Here is a 20,138-nt window from a genome sequence, read left to right as displayed (position 1 = left end):
AGAGGGGATTATATGGAAATATTTATAGCTAGACAACCGATATTTACTAGAAGCAAAAAAGTTTTTGGGTATGAACTACTTTATAGAAATAGTTACACTAATAAGTTTGAGAATGTAGACGGTGATTTAGCCACAAGAGAACTTTTATCTAATACAGCTATAATCGAATTGAGTAGACTTACTGAAGGAAAAAAGGCTTTTATAAACTTTACTAAAAATACTTTGATCGATGAGCTACCAAAACTTCTTCCAAAGGATATAGTAATTGTAGAAATACTTGAGGATGTAGAATTTACAGAGGAAGTTATTAATGCATGTAAGAATCTGAAAGCTAAAGGGTATAAGATTGCGATTGATGATTTTAGTAATGAACAAGATATAAGTGCGTTAGTTGAAATTATAGATATTGTGAAAGTAGATTTTTTATTAACTACTGAAGAAGAACAAAAAGTAATATGTAAAAATTTAAAGAGATTGAATATTAAAGCCTTGGCCGAAAAAGTAGAGACAGTAGAAGAGTTTGATAAAGCACTAAAATTAGGCTATGATCTTTTCCAAGGTTACTTTTTTAGTAAACCAAAGATAATTACAGGTAAGCATAGCCCTGTAGCCAAATCGAGTTTTATAGTGTTCATTAAAGAATTGAAAGATTGTAATTCAGATTTTGAGAGTTTAGAAAGATTTATAAGAAGAGACCCCTCATTATGCTACAAACTGATTAAATATATTAATTCAGCACATTTCGGTATGCCAAATAAGATTAATTCAATAAAACAAGCTATTACTTTATTAGGACCAAGAGAACTAGAAAAGTGGGCAATATTAGTAAGTTTCAATATTTTTACAAACCAAGATTATGAAGAATTATCTAAAAATGCAATGGTAAGGGCTCATTTTTGTGAAACTTTATGCGATGTAATTGATAAAAAAATGGGAGCTTCAGCGTTTCTGGTAGGACTATTCTCTTATTTGGATGTTATTTTTTCAACCGATATGAAGCATTTGATGGAAGAATTACCTATAGAAGAAGATATAAAGAGAGCACTTATAAAAAATGATAATTTTCTCTATGAAATACTTAATGTAGCAATTAACTATGAAGCTATGAAAGAAGATGAAATCATTAATTTTAATAAAAGACATAACATTGAAATTGAAACTTTATCTAATATATATTTAGAATGCTTAGAATGGCTAAACATAATTACATAAAAAAGTTAGCTAAGTGAAATTGTTAACAAAATGTTTCTTTATTTTTTTATAAAATTAAAATATAATAACTCTATAGAAAAATGGCAAAGATTATCTTAAATGTTAAAGGGGGGATAATTATGGGTCAATGTCCTTTTTGGTCAAATTATAACCATTCAGTAGAATGTGATCATGAATGTCCTATGAAAAGTTCATCACAGGATAAAGATGAATGTGTTTTTAATACACATTTGACAGGAACATCATTAAAAGAAGTGACAAGGATTACAGACTTTACAGAAGAAATTGAAGAGGATTACTTTATTAAAAAGTTCAAGGCTTCTTCAAGCTACTAATCTTCTAAAATATTAATTAAGGTTGAACATATTCAATTACGTAATGTATAATTGAAATTTAATTAAAGATGTGACCGGTTAATTAGTAAATTATACTAAAACTTATTTTTTGATATGATGCTTTGAAAATATAAGCTTCATACTTAAGGGGAACATCTATTCATGTTTAACATATATAAAAGGGCATTACTTAAGTTGAAGATAATTCTAAAAGCCTTCATAAGTTTTGGTGAAGTATTTTAAAAATATGAATCTCAGTATGAAGTAATGCGTTTTTACTTAATAAGAAATTGTAGTATAGTGAAATTAGTTGATAATTAAGTTTTGTAGAAACAAAAAACAGTCTAAAATATAGTTAGACTGTTTTTTGGGGTAAGGTATTACTTATATTGATCTGTATATTTATGTAATAAGCTTTGTTTTAAGCTCCATAAATTACTTGATAAATCTACATAATAAGTATGTGGATTCTCAAATCTTAAAACCTCAGGCCAAAGTTTCTCAGTTTCTTCACTAGCAAAATCTTTTATTTCTAGAACAGAAGGGCTTTCATAAACTTGCTTTCCTTTGTCAAATACTTGAACCATTAAATCTTTAACATAGAAATTTGAAAGTTTCTTTCTCTTCCATGTGTATACAGGATCAAAGATCTCTAGACTACTGTCAGTATTTATCACTTCATCATTTAAAGCAATTAAATCTGCAATGGCCATATCATTATCTTTATCAAAGATTCTATATATCTTTTTGAAACCAGGATTAGTTATCTTTTCTTCATTTTCACTTATCTTAATTTTTGGGATTATCTTAGAATCGTCTTCAATAGCAACTAGTTTATATACGCCTCCGAAGACTGGTTCTGATTTAGCGGTTATAAGTCTCTCCCCAACACCAAAAGAATCTACTTTTGCTCCTTGAGATATTACATCATTTATTATGTGCTCATCAAGTGAGTTTGATATTACAATCTTGCAATCGCTATAACCAGCATTATCAAGCATTTTTCTACATTTTTTAGTAAGATAAGTTATATCTCCACTGTCAATTCTTATTCCTTTAGGTCTAAGACCTTTTGGTTTTAGTATTTCATCAAAAACCTTAATAGCATTTGGAATACCTGATTTTAATACATTGTAGGTATCTACTAAGAAAGTACAGTTTTCTGGATAAACTTCTGCCCAAGCTTTAAAAGCTTCATATTCACTTGGATAAAGTTGAACCCAAGAGTGGGCCATAGTTCCTGATGCTGGTATATCAAACATTTCCTCAGCGATAGTACAAGCAGTCGAAGCACAGCCACCTATTACCGCTGCTCTTGCTCCATAAATTGCACCATCATATCCTTGTGCTCTTCTAGATCCAAACTCCATAACTGTTCTACCCTGAGCAGCTCTACAAATTCTGTTTGCTTTTGTAGCAATTAGAGTCTGATGATTTATAGTAAGAAGTATCATAGTTTCAATAAATTGAGCTTGGATAACTGGACCACGTACAGTTACAAGCGGTTCATTAGGAAATACAGGGTTACCTTCTGGAACAGCCCATACATCACAACAAAATTCGAAATTTTCAAGATAATTTAAAAACTCTTCAGCAAATATTTGTTTGCTTCTTAAGTAATCTATATCTTCTTCTGTGAATTTTAAATTGCTTAGATACTCTATAAGCTGTTCTACTCCAGCCATTATACAGTAACCACCACCGTCTGGCACTCTTCTGAAAAACATATCGAAATAAGCGATTTTATCTTTTAATCCATCTCTTAGATATCCATTTCCCATAGTAAGTTCATAAAAATCTACAAGCATTGTTAAGTTCCTAGAACTTCTTACATCGAAGTTAATTTCTTTTGTCATAGCAAATCTCCTTTACATGAAATACCATAAGGATATTGTAACCTTATAAATAAATTATTACAATATACTTAGTAATTTTTAGGCTTTAGGAGAGTATAAGGGTTTGTTATTTAATTAAAAATGTCAATAATATAGAGAAAAGCACTGAAATTTGAGTACAAGATTTTTACTATAATAAAGTTTACAAAAGGGCAGAGTATTTAAATAATGGAAGATATATGCCAGTTTATCAAATTTAAAATTAATGTTATACTTTACTTATTTATATGGATGAACCACTTCATATTTAAGTTTATATTTTCAAATTCTCCTCTCAGAACCCAGAGGAGTTTTGAAAATAGCTTTCGGATTGAAGTGTTTCATCGTTATATACATTTCTAGAAAGTAGGAAATAAGTTGGCTAATTTAGATGAATTTCAAGAGAGAGCAGTAAGATGCAATAGTAGAAATGCCTTAGTTATTGCAGCTCCAGGCAGTGGCAAAACTATGGTTATAATAAATAGAATTAAGTATTTAATAGAAGAAAAGAAGGTTGATCCTAATAATATAGTTGTAATAACTTTCACTAGAGCTGCAGCACTTAATATGAAAGAAAGATTTATGAAACTATGCAATTTGAGAAATTATCCGTTCTTTGGAACCTTTCATGGGCTGTTTTATAAAATACTTAAAAGACATGAAAAAAATGTAGATTTAATCAATCCCAGTGATGGATATAGACTTATAAATAAAATATTACTTGGCAAGCTTGATGAAGTTGGAGAAGAAAAAGTTAAAGAGGTACTGAATAATATATCAATTTTTAAGACCTCCAACACTTCCATGGTTGAATTTGAGGCTTCAATAAGTAAGGATGTATTTATCGAATGCTATGAGGCATATGAAGAGTATAAAAATCAGAGGAATCTGATGGATTTTGACGATCTGCAGCTAAGATGTATAGGACTTTTTATGAGAGAGCCAAGAATTCTAAATGGATATAGAAATCTATTTAAATACATTTTGGTTGATGAATTTCAAGATTGTGATGAACTCCAGATAAGCCTTCTTAAACTTCTAAATGGACAAAATTCAGTATTTGCAGTGGGAGATGAAGATCAGTGCATATATACCTTCAGAGGTTCTAGACCAGAATATATGGTGGAGTTTGATAAAAACTTTGAGCAAGGTGAAAAGTTTTACCTTAATTATAACTACAGAAGTACTAGCAATATTGTTGATTTATCTAAAAGTATTATTGCAAATAATAAAAATAGAAATAATAAGAAGATTCAATACTTTAGGAAAGAAAGTGGTAGACTTGAGGTTGTAATCCCCTTTAATGAAAGCGAGCAAATAGAAGATATATTAAGCAAGGTAGAGGGCTCTAAGAATAAAGGAGATAGATATAAAGATAATGCTATTCTCTATAGAACTAATATGGAGTCAAGAAGTATAATAGATGGATTAATAAGACATAAAATTCCTTTTAAACTTCTTGATAAAGAGTATAACTTTTTTCATCACTTTATTTGCAAGGACATTTTAGCATATTTAAAGTTATCAATTGATCCTTGGGATATAGAAAGTTTTACAAGAGTGATAAATAAACCTTTTAGATATATATCTAAAGGAAGCTTGGAAAAAGTAAGCAAATCTATAGTTAAGGAAAGCAATTTTAAAAAACTGATGGAGCTTGAGGATATACACCCTTTTCAATTAAAGAAGTTGGACGAACTTCAAAGAGATGTTTCTAATTTAAATAAAATGACCTTAAGCAGCGCAATAGATTTTATATTGTTTGAATTAGAATACTATAGTCACCTTAGAGAATATAGTGATAAGTTTAAACAAAGTATAAGTGAGTTAGATGAAATAGTAGAGGAATTTAAAGAAATAAGCAGAGAATTTAAATCTATAATAACTCTTCTAGCTCATGTGGAAACAGTAGAAGAAAACATTAAAAATAGTATAAGAAAAAGTGAAGAAGACTCTGTAATACTAAGTACTATCCATGGCGTAAAGGGTATGGAGTTTAAAAACGTATATGTTATAGATGTTAATGAAGAAATAATCCCACATAAGAACGCAGAGGAAGATGGCGAAGAGGAAAGAAGACTATTCTATGTAGGAGTTACTAGAGCAAAGGATAACCTATTTATATACTCACCAAAGATGCTGAGAGGGAAGTTCAAAGGTAGATCAAGATTCTTAGAGGAGATTGCTATTGATAAGTATATTGTAAGAGAGGATTATGGCTTTAACCCTGGAGATAGAGTGTTTCATAAGAGCTTTGGAAGTGGTACGGTTAAAGGAACTACTGAAGACAATATAGAGATTACCTTTGATGACGGGATGGTTAGAGGGTTCTCTATAAAGATACTAGTTGAGAATATGCTTATAAGTAAGATTGATAAGCAGTAAGTAATATTGTGCTATATGAATCTTTATGATGGTAAAATGCCTTATTTATTATACCTTTATTGGATTTTTATAGGCTAATTTCATAATTATTTTAAGAGTGGATCATGAAAGATCCACTTTTTTGTTTAGTATGAGTAAATGAAAAATAAACTGGAAATAAGTATAAATTTAATATTTTTATGGATTAAATGGGAAAATGCATGATATAATCATTTCATTAACAAATAATTTACAATTGATAAGGGGAGATTATTATGAATATATTCAAAAAGAAAATTATATTTATACCAATAGCAATTATTTTATATTTAATCTTATATAGTACAAGCCCTCAAATTGCAGGTGTAGTATCTGTTGTCGGTACATTAGTATGGGGCGGGTATCTGTATATAAAAAATGAAAAGTTTAAGGCACGAGGAAAAATATTTAAAACAATAACTACTATAGGAATGGTTCTGTTCTTTATAACTTTTGGAATAGGTGGATTAACATATGATCCAGCAAAAAGCGAACAAACTGGATTAACTAGTCAAAAAGTTATAGCTGAACAACAAGTAGACAAAGCAAGAGAAGAAAAGGCCAAAGAAGAACAAAAGGTTAAAGAGGACAAGGCGAAAAGAGAAGCAGAAGAGCTTGCAAAAGCTGATGCTCAGAAAAAAGCCGAGGAAGAGCAGGCTCAAGTAGATGCTAAAAAGAAAGCCGAGGAAGAACAAGCTCAAGCTGATGCTAAGAAGAAAGCAGAAGAAGAAAGCAAACAAAAAGAACAAGCTGCACAAGTTAATGTAAAATCTAGTAATTCAAGTACTACAGGTACTACAAGTAACTCTAGTTCGTCAAATACTAGTTCGAAAAGTGTTTCTACTAATAATTCAGCGTCTCAATCTTCTAATTCAGATAAGCAAACAATTACTGTATTTACCACTAATACAGGACATAAGTATCATAGAGATGGCTGTAAATATTTGAGTAAAAGTAAAATACCAATTAGTTTGAATGATGCTAAAGCTTCAGGGCTAGATCCATGTTCGGTGTGTAATCCGCCACAATAGATATTACAGTGAAAAATTTATTGTGTTTTAAAAAGGTACTTCTAAAGAGAGGTGCCTTTTAACTTTTTGATTGACTAATTATCGGCATATATATTGGGAAGAGCGCTGGAGCAGTATTTTTACTGAAAAAAGCAGTGGAAAAGTATTGCTAACGGATAATTTTTCAAGCTATAAATAGAAATTTACATTTTATGCTATAAAGTACTTTATAGCATAGAGTAATATATGGTATAATTTACATGGAGGTGAATCTTTTGGAATTAAATAAAGAGATGATTAAAGGCTATATAGAAAGTATTATACTTACACTTTTAAAGAGTGAAGATCTATATGGCTATGAGATAGCAAAGAGAATCCGTACAACAAGCAAAGAAAGCTTTGAGATTAAAGAAGGAACTATGTATGTGGTGCTAAAAAGACTAGAGAATAATGGACTTGTAACTACCTATTGGGATGATGGAGAAAGTAGTGGTGGAAGAAGAAGATATCATAAGATAACAGAAGCAGGGCTTGATTATCTTAAAAGTAAAAAAGCAGAATGGGTATTTTTTAGAGATATATTAAATCTTTTTTTTGAGGAGGTATAAGGGTGAAAGAGATAGATAAATACATAGAGTCTATATATAAAAATGCAGATTACAATTCTGATGAAGTAGAAGACATGAAAAGTGAAATGAAGTTTCACTTGATTGAAACGGTTGAAGAGCTTAAGAAAGAAGGAAAAAGTGAAGAGGAAAGTATAAGGATTGCTATCAGAAGGTTTGGAGAGATTCCTCAAATTAAATCTGAGTTATCGTCAGTAATACCTATAACTAAAAAAACACTTAATACTGCAGTTTGGGCATCAGTATCAGCAATAGTATTGCTTATTATATTTATAATAATAGCAATAAATCAAAATGGTGCTACTGTTAATCTAAAAGGTACAATACTTGCATTTGCAATACCAATTTATATAATAATAGCATCTACAAAATTAAATAATATTATAAAGTTGAACCAAAGGATCAATCTAAAAAAAGAATTGTTGATATTGTTACTTTTTATTTATATTTTATTCCTTGTTGGAACTTCAATATTTCCAATGAATACTTATCCGGACTTTTATAGAAATATGACCTATTCCATAAATATCGTACCTCTCATAAATCTACCGGAAAATATAATTGGTATGAGCAATAGAGGTTTAACAACATTTATAATTGTAAGAAGATTCTTTAAGATCTTTATAAGATATATCCCTTTAGGAATTTTAGCACCGATGCTTTGGCCTAAGTTTAGAACTTTGAAGAAGAGTTTGCTACTAGGTGTAATAGTTTATATGGGATTTTCTATTGCTGAGGTGCTTATGGCTTTAACAGGTATGTCTCTTCACGGTATTTGGTTTGATGTGGATGATATGTTGGTAAGTATGTCAGGTGTTTTAGTAGGATATTTTATATATCACACTAAGTGGAAAAAAGTTCTTTAATCATAAAATCATAGAAAAAGCTAGTAAAGTATTAAGTTATAAATCTTTACTAGCTTTTTTATTTTGTGAACAATAGAGAAAAATATACATTTTATTATTAAGTACATTGCGTTATTAAGTACTATGTGTTAATATGTGGATGGAAGGTGAAAAATATGGAAATGGATAAGGAAATGCTCAAGGGTTACATAGACACTATATTGATAAGTCTTATAAAAGATAATTCAATGTATGGCTATGAAATTGCAAAAAAGGTTAAAGAAATTAGTGATGGAACCTTTGAATTAAAGGAAGGTACTCTCTATCTATCACTAAAAAGACTAGAAAAAAACGGCTACGTGAAATCTTATTGGGATGATAGCGAAAGTGGAGGCGGGAGAAGGAAGTACTATTCAATTACTGAAGAAGGGCTAGAGTATATACAAAAGAAGAATGAACAATGGATTTTTATGCGGGATTTAATAGATAAATTTATGGGAGGAAAAAAAGATGAAAGGTGATGTGCAAATTAGTAAGGAATTAAATAGGAAGATAGATAAATTTATAGTAAGTCTATCTTCAAATTTATCAGAGGATAAGGAAACTATTAAAGATTTTAGAGATGAGATGAAAACTAATTTTATCATTAGCTTTAAAGAACTTATTGAACAAGGAAACAGTGAAGAAGAAGCTTTTAAGATAGCGTTAAGTAAATTTGGTGATGCGAAGGATCTAAAGAAGGATTTGACAAGTATATTTAATGTAAGAAGTAAATCAAATAAAATATCCTTTTATGTATTAGTAATATCTTTACTTATAGGTTTAGCTTGTTTCATATCTCATAAAAGGTTGGATGAATATAGAAGTGTTAATTTTCCACAAGACTTGCAAGAAGAAACGAGCATAAAACTCCAGGAAGGCATGGCTATTAACTCAGATAGAGTGAATGAAGTTGTTAACAAAAACAAGAAGAAAATTCAATTTGTTGCTGTATATAAGGAAGAAGAGGACAAAAAAGTATTAAAAGAAATATATCCATTAGGTTTCGATAAGGATGTCTTTAATAAGACATTAGAAAACAACCACTATTTTGTGGTATATTGCCAAAGCCCTAGTGGTGAGCAGTATGAATTACGAATAGGCTTTAATATAATATATATTCCTTTTAATGAAATAGCCGTAGGTATAGCATTCCTTGTATTATATTGGATAGCCTTTGGCATATGGGCTACTACTTATGCTTACAATATAAATAGATTAAACTTAGGGTGGACAATACTATTCTTTATTTTTAATATCATAGGTTATGGAATTTTTCTATTGGACAATAAGATAAGATTAAAAGATAGTGCGATACTTAACTAAAAATTGAATGGTAGATTTTTATGAAAAATTTAATAGAACTCTTTTTAACTAATGAGTATATTTCATTAAATACCAGTAAACATCATTGATGGATGTTTACTGGTATTTATTTTGGCTATGTTTAAAAAGTTTGCTGAAATAAGTGGGTATGCAGGCCCATTATACGGATTTAGATATATTTTTCTTGAATCAGTGAGATTAAGTATTGATGTTCCTAGTCTAATGCCAATAACATCACCGTTAGGTTTATTTTCGTGTTTTGCAGATTATTGGTATGGTGATAAGACAGCAAGACTGAAAGTTGTAAGGAGTTTATCGAACACTTAGAAAAATCTAAAGCTAAAATCAAAGCTATTACAAAAGGTCATCTATAAAATAAATTATTAGTGTAATACACTTTTAAAATGCCACTTTCAACAAACTTTGCTATTAATCAGCAAAAGTAAGCGTTGTCCACTTGACAAATTTATAATATAATTTTAATTAAGCATAGGCTCATATTCAGTAGAATGTGAGCCTTTAGATTTTAACGTAAGAGGGGTCAATATGATTATAGATAATATTGTTGAGCAAGATGTCATATTTTCTTTAGATATTGGGACAAGAACTATTAAAGCAACAGTGGGAATAGTTAAAGATAAAAAGTTTCATGTTGTATGTGAAAGATTCTTAGAACATGATGAAAGAGCAATGGTAGATGGACAAATCCACGATATAAATTTAGTAGCAGCAGGAGTTAGTCAAGTAAAGAGAGAACTGGAAGAAGAGCTTGGTTTTAAACTAAAGGAAGTTGCTATTGCAGCCGCTGGTAGATTTCTCAGAACTGTAGAGAGTAAAGGGGAAATGGAGCTAAATGATGAAGAGATAACAAAAGATACTCTAAGAAGTCTTGAGATGACGGCAGTATTAAAGGCAGAGGAAGAAATAAATAAGACAACTGATGGCAAATTATACTGTGTTGGATATAGCGTGAAAAATTATTATTTGAATGGTTATGTTATTTCGAATCTTTTAGGCCATAAGGGAGAGAATGTAGCTGTAGAGGTAATTTCAACTTTCTTACCTAGATCTGTAGTGGATAGTCTTTATTCTGTTATGAATAAGGTAAATTTAAATGTTGTAAACCTAACTCTAGAACCTATTGCAGCAATGGAAGCAGTAGTTCCTAAAAATTTAAGACTTCTTAATATTGCACTAGTGGATGTAGGGGCTGGGACATCAGATATAGCTATCTGTAATAAAGAAAGTGTAACTGCTTATGGAATGGTTCCTCAGGCAGGTGACGAAGTTACTGAAGCTATTGCCCAGGCATATCTTGTAGATTTTAATACAGCGGAAAGAATGAAGAAAGAATCAACAGAAAAAGAACAAGTAGCTTATACTGATATTATTGGCTTTGAAAACACTGTAAGTAGTGAAGAGATTTATAAACTAGCAGAGCCTATTGTTCAAAAAATAGCAGAAGAAGTTTCAAGGAAAATAATCGATTTAAATGGTTCAAAGGCACCTAGTGCTGTATTTTTAGTAGGTGGAGGAGCACATACTCCATATTTAAAGGAATTAATTAGTGAAAAGTTAAATATACCTATACAAAGGATTGGTATAAAGGGTCGGGATGCTGTAACAGATTGTGTTTGTACCGATTTAACACCAGGAAGTTCTGGAGTTACAGTGCTTGGTATAGCTCTATTATCAATTAAAAGTCTAGGCCATAATTTTATTGATGTTACTTTAAATGATAATTTGATAAGTTTATTTAATTCTCATAAGCATAACGTAATGGATGTTTTACTTCATGCTGACATAAATCCTAAAATATTAATGGGTAAAAATGGTAAAAACATAAGATTCACAATTAATGGATCTAAAAGAATGGCCTTTGGGCAGCTCGGAACTAATGCGAAAATAAGGTTAAATGGGGAAGATGCAACCTTAGAAGACTTAGTTGTAGACGGAGATAAGATAACCATAGAGTATGCACAAGAAGGTAAGGATGCAGCTCCTAAGATTATAGATTATTTAACTGATTTAGAAGATATAACTTGTTATTTTAATGATAAGCTTGTTACCGTAGAGCCTGTGATAGAAATAAATGGAGAGAAGGCAAGCATTGATTCTATTATTAAGAATAACGATGAAGTGAAGATTACATATCCAAGAACTTTAAAAGGAATTAAAAAATACATATTAAACTTAAATGAAGAAATAAATTTAAATGTAAACGGTGAATTGCAAAACGAGGCATATGAAATAAAAAATGGTGATAGAATATGTATTGTAGAAGAAAAAACTAATAGTAATTCTGATACGGAACAACATAATAAAGCAAAAGACTTAGGAATAACAATTAAGGTATTTGCAAATGGGCATCCGAAGGAACTTAAAGGCAAGAGAGAGTATGTTTTTGTAGATATATTTAATTATATTGAGTTTGATTTGACAGTTGTAAAAGGCAGGCTTAATCTTCTATTAAATGGAGAGAATGCAGCTTATACAGATAAGTTAAACGAAGGTGATAAAATAGAAGTATTTTGGGATTAAGGGGGCATATATATGAAAGTGGACTTTTTTAAGGAAGCTTTATCAATAAATGATGAGTTAGTAGCATTAAGAAGAGATTTTCATGAAAATCCTGAATTAGATTTCGAGGTTTTTAGGACTTCAAATAAGGTAAAGGAATTTTTAGATAAGGAAGGAATACCTTATCAATCTTATGCAGGAACAGGTGTATGCGGCATAATAGAAGGTACTGCAATTGGGGCGGAGAAAGGTGAAACTATAGCACTAAGAGGTGATATGGATGCACTTCCTATTCAAGATAAAAAGAGTTGTGAATATAGTTCAAAGGTTCAAGGGAAGATGCATGCTTGTGGGCATGATGCTCACACTACAATATTACTGGGGGCAGCTAAGCTTTTAAATAAAAATAAGCACCTTTTAAAAGGAAAGGTAAAGCTTCTATTTGAACCAGCAGAAGAAACTACAGGCGGTTCAAGAGTTATGATAGCAGAAGGAGTTTTAGAAGAGCCTAAGGTGGATGCGGTACTTGGACTTCATGTAACAGAAGATCTAGAAGTCGGAAAGATAATGATTAAGAACGGAGTAGTCAATGCAGCATCAAATCCATTTATCATAAAGATAAAAGGAAAAGGTGGTCATGGAGCAGCTCCAAACAATACTGTTGATCCTGTAGTTATTGCAGCACAAGTTGTATTAGCGCTTCAAACCATAGTGAGCAGAGAAATAACTCCTTTTAACCCAGCAGTACTTACTATAGGTAGTATTCAGGGAGGAACAGCACAAAACATCATTCCAGATGAGGTTGAGTTAAAAGGAATAATAAGAACTATGTCCTCTGAAGATAGAGAAAATACTAAGGTTAGATTAAAGGAGATAGTAAGTGGCATCTGCACTGCCATGAGAGGAAGTTATGAAATAGATATTGAAGAGAGTTACCCATGTCTATACAATGATGATCACATGGTGGAGCTTGTGAGAAGTTCTGCAAAAGAAGCTATAGGTGAAGAAAATGTTCAGTTGCAGCAGCTTCCTAGAATGTGGGTGGAAAGTTTTGCTTACTTTGCAAATGAAAGACCTGCAGCATTCTTTATGCTTGGAGCAGGAAATGTTGAAAAAGGAATTACAGCACCTATTCACAATGCTAAATTTGATATAGATGAACAGTGCTTATCTGTTGGAGTAGCTGTTCAATGTCAGTCAGTATTTAATTATTTGACAAGATAATGAATTAATATTAAGCTAAACAATGGAAGAAACTTAATTAGGAGTTGATTATGTGAGAATAGAAATAGGAACAAATGAAGCAGGTCAAAGATTGGATAAATTTCTTAGAAAGCTTTTAAAGGATGTTCCACTAAGTGCTATATTTAGAGCACTAAGAAAAGGCGATGTTAAAGTTAATGGAAAAAAGGAGAAGGAGAAGTATTCACTTCAAATTGGTGATTTAATAGAGATTAAGTATATAGATTCCAAAAAGGATAAGACTGAAAAGTTCCAGTTAGTAGATCCTAAATCTTTAAAAATAACTTATGAAGATGAAAATATGCTTTTGGTAGAAAAATGGCCAGGAGTGTTGGTGCATTCTGATAAAAAAGATGGAGAGCCAACTCTTAATGATTATGTTTTATCATATCTTCATAAAAAAGGAGATTATACTCCAGAAAAGGAACTTACCTTTACACCAGCTCCATGCAATAGATTGGACAGAAATACCTCTGGAATAGTATTCTTTGGTAAGAACTTTGAAGCCCTAAAGCTTCTTAATGAAATGATAAGAGATAGAAAAATACAGAAGTACTATACTGCTCTAGTTAGAGGTAGAATTAAAGACGGTAAATATGAAGCATATATTTCTAAGGATGATGAAAATAACACTGCTACGGTATATGACAAGTATGTTCCAGACACTAAGGAAATAGCTATGGATGTTAAGACTATTCAAAGTAATGGGGCATATTCACTTATAGAATTAGAACTAATTACAGGTAGAAGTCATCAACTAAGAGCTCATTTAGCACATTTGAATAATCCTATTATAGGTGATCCTAAATACGGTGACAAAAAGCTAAATAATTTCTTTGAAAACAAATTTGGACTTAATTATCAATTTTTATATGCATATAAGGTTATATTTAGGGATGTACCAGAAAAGTTTAGTTATCTAAATAATAAAACTATAGCTGAAGGTCTTCCTCCTATGTTTAAAAAGGTGAAAAAGGACGTATTTAAATTTGTTATTTAGTTAGGGGTATATTATGAAAGAGCAATCAACCAGTAAAGGATTTGCCATACTTTCATTAGCAGGCATATTAGCAAAGCTTTTGTCTTTGCTATATGTACCTTTGCTTCAAGGGATAATTGGGACTGGAGGTTATGGTATATATCAAAAGACCTATGAGGTCTTTACCTTTCTTTATGCTGTATTAAATCTCGGGATGCAGACAGCAATAGCAAAATATATATCTGAGCTTTCAGCAGTCGAAAATCATAGGGATGCTCAGAGAACCTTTAGATTAGCAAGAACATTATTACTTCTGTTTGGAACTGGAATTACACTTGTACTTATAGCCAGTGCTAAGTTTATAGCTCAAAAAAGTGGTAATCCAGACATATTTATAGGACTTATAACTTTAGCACCTGCTATAGCGTTAACATCTGTTTTATGTGCCTACAGAGGTTATTTTCAAGGAAGAAGACTTATGGGGCCTTTAGCTGTATCTCAAGTGGTAGAGCAGTTTATGAATGTGGCAGTAAGTTTGTTATTCGCATTTATTTTCGTAAAGTATGGAGTTGAAAAGGGAAGTGCAGGAGGAACCGTCGGAACTTCTTTAGGAGCTTTTATAGCAATAGTTTATCTAATTTACATAGCAGCGGTTGAAAGAATCGATAAGCAAGTAGTTAATAAAGATAAGGACATTAAGAGAATAAGAACCAAGGTAATAATAAAGAAACTTGTGACCTACGGATTTCCAATAGCATTAAGCGCAGGTCTTCAAAACTTTGGGGCGTTGGTTGATATGTTTAATGTTACTGCAAGACTAGCACATGCTGGATTTACACAAGATGAAGGTAATGTTCTATATGGAATACTAGGATATTATAAAACTCTTTTATATGTTCCGTTAACTATAATAACCGCATTAGCTACAGCAGTAATGCCAGCTATAGTTAGAGCATTAATAGCTAAAGATAAAAAGAGTATGAAGGAAAGTATATTGTTTGCAATAAGAATAAGCTATGACATAGCAATTCCAGCAGCATTTGGACTAGCTATTTTGAGTGCGGAGATATATAAAGTGCTTTTTGGTAAGACTACTGGATATGAACTTATGGTATATGGATCAGTAGTGGTTATTTTTATGGCTATAGTTCAAATACAAAATACAATCTTACAAGCAGTAAATAAGTTTTATTTTGTAGTGGGTTCTCTATGCGTAGGAATAGTTCTTAAAATAGCATCTAACTATATTTTAATAGGATATAGAGACATCAATGTCAAAGGAGCTGTAGTTGGTGGAATTTTATGCTTTTTTGTACCGATGATATTAAACCATAGAAAGATGTGTAAAACTCTTAAGTTTAAATTTTCTTTGCTTAAGGTGGCATCTAAGCCTATATTAAGTTCTCTAGCTATGACTGCAGTTATATTTGTTTTAAAAATATCTGTATTCGGAATAATGAACACTTATTTAGGTGAAGGAAGAATAGTTAATTCAATGATTTTATTTATTGCCATAGTATGTGGTGGAATTGTATATCTATATACAATGATATCCATAGGAGGCATAACAAAAGCTGAAATGGATTCTATGTCACCAAAAGTATCTAAATTATTACCAAGATTTTTAAAAAGACGTCTTAGATAGAACTATAAATAAGTAAAGGGATGAGGTTTTCCTCATCCCTTTACTTATCGTATTTTCTTATGAATTCTTTAATTCTTTTTTGAATTTAATTTAAAATTATATTAAGTGATTATTGTTGGATGTTTTACCTTTTACTCTAGCTTTAATTTTAAGGAAACAAATATAAAAAATGAGAAACAGGAAACTATAAGCACTATATTTCTTATTATTAGATTAATGCCTGATAAGAAAGGCATTAATACTGATAGAAGATAGAAAGTTAAAATACCGATTAACACATATATAATTACTTCTCCAAAAGATATATTTATATCAATTACTTTATTAACTTCATATAGATTTAATATTAAGCTTAAAGTTGAAACTATAAAAGCTGTTATTGCATAGCCATAAACATTGACAGATGGAATACCTGTGAGTACATATAAACATATAAGTTCGATTATTTCAGTTATTATAGAGTTTCTTAATATGGCATTTTGTTTGCTTAGTCCGTTTAAAATACCAAACATTGTAGCAGCTGTAAAAGAAATAGGTGTGCAAAATCCTGCGATTTCAATATAGGCACCCAGATCATTTCTTTGAAAGAACATTTGACCTAAGGAGGTTGGTATTAAGGTACATACGATTGTTGTGCATATGCCAAGTAAAAATACTAATCGTATAACTTGTCTTATTCTACGAGTGGCAGAATAATAGTCTTTTTTGTTCATTGATTGAGATAAATCAGGTATAAGTAGTGTGTTTAATGATTGTATTATAATTAATGGAAAAGTTACTATTGTTAAAGCCATTCCACCATATTTTCCTATCATAGATAGTGCAGTGCTATATTCAAAGCCTGCTTGTACAAGTCTTCTTGGCACAATTAACGCTGACATCGTATAAAATATACTTGTTAAAAAACCAGTAATGCAAAGTGGTACAGATACTACTAAAACATCAAATAATAACTGTGCTCGTCCTTCTTTTTTTGATGGCATTATAGGTATTTTTCTAGTTATAGCTTTGTAATATATAAATAATAAAGCTAAGCTTTGGAATTCTCCTATGCATAAAGATATATAAGCTACTGTAACTAAAGAAGAAAGAGATTTAACTCTAAAAAAATAAATTAAAAGAGCAATTACAAAAATTCGTATTCCCTTTTCTAATATATCTACAAAGGCAGGCATAACTATCTTTGAACTGCCATAAAAGTATCCTTTTAATATGTTTGATAATGCAATAAAAATCATTGCTGGGCAAGTTACCTGTATTGCATTTATAGTTCTAGCATCCTTAACCCAATATCCACCTATAGCAGGTGCTGCTAAAAATACTAATACGCCTATTATGGTTGCCCATATTAAATTGAACATAGCAACTGTTCGTATAGTTTTGAATAGATTACCGTAGTCGTTTTTAGATGAATATACTGCGGAAACCTTAGAAATAGCAGCAACCACTCCTGCAGTCATTAAGCAGATGAACAAATTGTAGATAGGCATAACTAAACCGTAAAGTCCCATCCCTTCTGGTCCTAATACCTTTGAAAGATAAATGGAAAATATAAATCCTAACATTCCAGTTGTTAGGTTAGCTGCAGTTAAAAGAATAGAATTTTTATAAAAACTATTTTGCTCCAATATAATCACTCCTCTAAGCCTCAATAATAAAAATTATTCAAAAAAGTGGACAAATATTCATTGCTTATCATTATTTGTGCTAAGTAAAAATATATTTAGCATAGGAGCTTAGATAATGGAGGGAGATATGAAGAAAATAATAGTAGTTACCTTTACTATAATTTTATCCCTTATTGGAGCAGCCATTTTATTTAATAATGTAATGAAATATGATATTACATGTTTAGATAGAGAGATAGGCGTATCCATAAAATTTAAGGGGATAAAAGATGCTAACTGCTTTACCTATGATTGCTTGAATAATATTTACTTAGGAACTGATAATGGAATAGAACTAATTAAGACAGATGGAAAAAATGAAGATATAATAAAAGATAAAGATTTAAAGATTTCATCAATAATTTATAAAGATGAGAAGTTATATTATATAAGTGATAATAAGCTTATTGGTTATGATCTTAAAAGTAAGAAGAAAGATATTCTAATAAGCAATCTTCCAAGAAATAATGATATAGGGAAATATAGTATCATAGCACGAGATAATAGTATATTTATTTCAATAAGTGCTGCCACTAATTCAGGTGTAGTTAATGAGAAAAATTCTATCCCAGATACTTCGCCAATAGAACTTACTCTGAAAGGGATAAACTACGGACAAGAAGCTACGGGAAGTTTTTCTGGTTATGGCGTTAAAACTAAAAATGGACAAGTGATAAAAGTAAATTCTATTGGGAATGCGTGTGTTATTAGCTATGATATAAAAAATAAAAAAAGCCAGTTGTTTTCATCTGGTATTAGAAATGTTGAAGGATGGGACTATAATTCCTCCGGAGCTCTAATGGCAGTAGTTGGAGGATTTGAAAATAACGGATCAAGGGCAGTACAAGGAGATACTGATTATATTTATGAATTAAAAAAAGATATATGGTATGGGTGGCCTGATTATAGTGGTGGTGATCCATTAAATTCTCCTAAATTTACTGATGAAAATGGTAAATCAGTAAAAATGCTTTTAAGCAAGTTGCCTATGTTAAACCCTCCCGCTCCATTTTATGTTCATAGTGACGCTGGTTCGATTTATGGATTAGTAGTGGATCGTGAAGGTGCTATAAAAGAGAAAGATTCTATGTTTTTTTATGATAAAAATGAAACTACCCTTTATAATTTAGATGACAATGGTCTAAACAAAAAAATATTGAAGTTTAATGATAATATTGAATTAAAAGATATAAAGCTGGTTAAACAATCAATATATATATTGGATAAAAAAAATGGAATAATGTATGAGATGAAAAAAGAGGAGAAAAACTTAGTAGGTGGATATAGTAATATAATGTTTTTTTCTCTTTGTGTAATAATATCAGTAATGGTTTTAATTCTAATGAAAATTAAGAAATCATAGACATGGTTTGATTTTTTATTCTTTAGGAAATCATAATTCAATGAATCTGTGGTTAAGTATGCGTAACGGACTTAAAATAATATATAAGTTAAAGAATAAAAAAGAAGAATATGTTGCCTGCCAGATTTTCCTCATATGCATTCGGAAAGGCAGATGCGCAAAAAAATTACCTAAGAAAGTCGCTTCAGCGATTTTTTTATCTATAGAAACGAGGCGAAAGTTATGAAGAAACGTATGGAAAAAACTTATGGAAGAATGGCTCGTAGAGTAATGGTAGCTATAAATCCTATTAAGAAAGTAGCAATAAAAACCCATTGTGTGGTTCATAAATATATAAATATACAAGCAATAGAAATATTAAAAAATGATGGCTATGAAGATGCACATATATTTTATAAGAAACATTTAAAACAGTTAAACGATGGAGTAACCTGGGCGGACCAAGATTTTAAAAGCACTAATCATTTTTTTCATTATGAATTGGAGAAAGGTTTATATGGCTTTTCTAATGCCTTGGTAGAATGTCAAAAATACTATGATGAGTCGATAGATTTAATAAAAGGTGGAGAAGAACATAAAGGATTATTTTTTCTTGGAGCATCTGCACACTTGATTCAAGACATGACTGTCCCACAGCATGTTAATAACAGGCTACTGAAAAGCCATAGAAAATTTGAACTTTGGATTATAGATAGATTATTTAAACACCATAATTTTGGAGTAAGCAGTGGTGCGAAAAGGTATAATAGTGTAGAGGAATTTATTAAAAACAATGCAAGATTTGCAAATGAAGTTCATAATAAATACTTAAATATTGAAGATACGGAACAACGGTATTTCAAAATTACCAGTGAAATATTAAGAGAGGCTCAAATCACTACAGCGGGGTATCTTTTGTATTATTATGATAACATTATTGTAAAGTATGATATGGAAAAAGATATGTAAGCTCAGCATAAGTTAAGAAAAAATAGAATTATTAAGCTGAAAAAAGAATTCCATGGTAGAGAGGAATTCTTTTTTTTATGTAGAATAGTAAATAGTACGCAAGA

17 protein-coding genes are annotated in these 20,138 nt (G+C 30.6%); 15 read left to right on the top strand and 2 right to left on the bottom strand.

All coding sequences use genetic code 11. From position 1 onward, the window contains the following. Positions 1-12: 12 nt before the first annotated feature. Together J3477_RS11515 and J3477_RS11510 are read left to right on the top strand one after the other, a co-directional pair. Positions 13-1,212, top strand: coding sequence for an EAL and HDOD domain-containing protein (locus J3477_RS11515; RefSeq protein WP_206870095.1), 1,200 nt, complete (start codon positions 13-15; stop codon positions 1,210-1,212). A gap of 119 nt (positions 1,213-1,331) precedes the next feature. After that, positions 1,332-1,547 (top strand): hypothetical protein, encoded by a 216-nt coding sequence (locus J3477_RS11510; protein ID WP_206870094.1) that lies wholly within the window; start codon positions 1,332-1,334, stop codon positions 1,545-1,547. 380 nt (positions 1,548-1,927) lie between these two features. On the opposite strand, the gene J3477_RS11505 is transcribed toward J3477_RS11510, so the two are convergent. Next, complete coding sequence (locus tag J3477_RS11505; protein WP_206870093.1) at positions 1,928-3,403, bottom strand: nicotinate phosphoribosyltransferase; 1,476 nt, start codon at positions 3,401-3,403, stop codon at positions 1,928-1,930. Positions 3,404-3,799: 396 nt separating this feature from the next. On the opposite strand from J3477_RS11505, the gene J3477_RS11500 reads away from it, so the two are divergent. The 11 genes from J3477_RS11500 (at position 3,800) to J3477_RS11450 (ending at position 16,056) form a co-directional block, all read left to right on the top strand. Continuing rightward, positions 3,800-5,806 (top strand): ATP-dependent helicase, encoded by a 2,007-nt coding sequence (locus tag J3477_RS11500; RefSeq protein WP_206870092.1) that lies wholly within the window; start codon positions 3,800-3,802, stop codon positions 5,804-5,806. Between the two features lie 254 nt (positions 5,807-6,060). Next, entirely contained in the window at positions 6,061-6,855 is a 795-nt protein-coding gene (locus J3477_RS11495; RefSeq protein ID WP_206870091.1) for a hypothetical protein, read from the top strand. 254 nt (positions 6,856-7,109) lie between these two features. Then, positions 7,110-7,442 carry a PadR family transcriptional regulator gene (locus J3477_RS11490; protein ID WP_206870090.1) on the top strand — a complete coding sequence of 111 codons (333 nt, stop codon included), beginning with the start codon at positions 7,110-7,112 and terminating at the stop codon, positions 7,440-7,442. 2 nt (positions 7,443-7,444) lie between these two features. After that, positions 7,445-8,326 carry a VanZ family protein gene (locus J3477_RS11485; RefSeq protein WP_206870089.1) on the top strand — a complete coding sequence of 294 codons (882 nt, stop codon included), beginning with the start codon at positions 7,445-7,447 and terminating at the stop codon, positions 8,324-8,326. 155 nt (positions 8,327-8,481) lie between these two features. Then, positions 8,482-8,826 (top strand): PadR family transcriptional regulator, encoded by a 345-nt coding sequence (locus J3477_RS11480; protein ID WP_206870088.1) that lies wholly within the window; start codon positions 8,482-8,484, stop codon positions 8,824-8,826. Next, positions 8,816-9,670, top strand: coding sequence for a permease prefix domain 1-containing protein (locus J3477_RS11475; protein ID WP_206870087.1), 855 nt, complete (start codon positions 8,816-8,818; stop codon positions 9,668-9,670). The genes J3477_RS11480 and J3477_RS11475 overlap by 11 nt, the downstream gene beginning before the upstream one ends. Before the next feature lie 111 nt (positions 9,671-9,781). Beyond that, complete coding sequence (locus tag J3477_RS11470; protein ID WP_206870086.1) at positions 9,782-9,997, top strand: hypothetical protein; 216 nt, start codon at positions 9,782-9,784, stop codon at positions 9,995-9,997. 219 nt (positions 9,998-10,216) lie between these two features. Beyond that, positions 10,217-12,211 carry a cell division protein FtsA gene (locus J3477_RS11465; RefSeq protein ID WP_206870085.1) on the top strand — a complete coding sequence of 665 codons (1,995 nt, stop codon included), beginning with the start codon at positions 10,217-10,219 and terminating at the stop codon, positions 12,209-12,211. Positions 12,212-12,223: 12 nt separating this feature from the next. After that, positions 12,224-13,414, top strand: coding sequence for a M20 metallopeptidase family protein (locus tag J3477_RS11460; protein WP_206870084.1), 1,191 nt, complete (start codon positions 12,224-12,226; stop codon positions 13,412-13,414). Between the two features lie 52 nt (positions 13,415-13,466). Further along, complete coding sequence (locus J3477_RS11455; RefSeq protein WP_206870083.1) at positions 13,467-14,432, top strand: RluA family pseudouridine synthase; 966 nt, start codon at positions 13,467-13,469, stop codon at positions 14,430-14,432. A 13-nt stretch (positions 14,433-14,445) separates the two neighbouring features. Beyond that, on the top strand, positions 14,446-16,056 hold the full coding sequence (locus J3477_RS11450) for a putative polysaccharide biosynthesis protein (protein WP_206870082.1): 1,611 nt from the start codon (positions 14,446-14,448) through the stop codon (positions 16,054-16,056). A gap of 131 nt (positions 16,057-16,187) precedes the next feature. Here J3477_RS11450 and spoVB read toward each other — a convergent pair whose 3' ends face one another. Beyond that, positions 16,188-17,684, bottom strand: a complete 1,497-nt coding sequence (spoVB, locus tag J3477_RS11445; protein ID WP_206870081.1) for a stage V sporulation protein B — start codon at positions 17,682-17,684, stop codon at positions 16,188-16,190. Between the two features lie 127 nt (positions 17,685-17,811). Between spoVB and J3477_RS11440 the strand changes: the two genes are divergently transcribed. Then, positions 17,812-19,086, top strand: coding sequence for a PQQ-dependent sugar dehydrogenase family protein (locus J3477_RS11440; protein ID WP_206870080.1), 1,275 nt, complete (start codon positions 17,812-17,814; stop codon positions 19,084-19,086). Between the two features lie 222 nt (positions 19,087-19,308). Next, positions 19,309-20,034, top strand: a complete 726-nt coding sequence (locus J3477_RS11435) for a zinc dependent phospholipase C family protein (protein WP_206870079.1) — start codon at positions 19,309-19,311, stop codon at positions 20,032-20,034. Positions 20,035-20,138: the final 104 nt, after the last annotated feature.

Origin of the sequence: Clostridium zeae, from assembly GCF_017312485.1 — a bacterium.
Classification (GTDB): Bacteria; Bacillota; Clostridia; order Clostridiales; family Clostridiaceae; genus Clostridium_AR; species Clostridium_AR zeae.
This window is presented reverse-complemented; position numbering and strand designations above follow the sequence as displayed.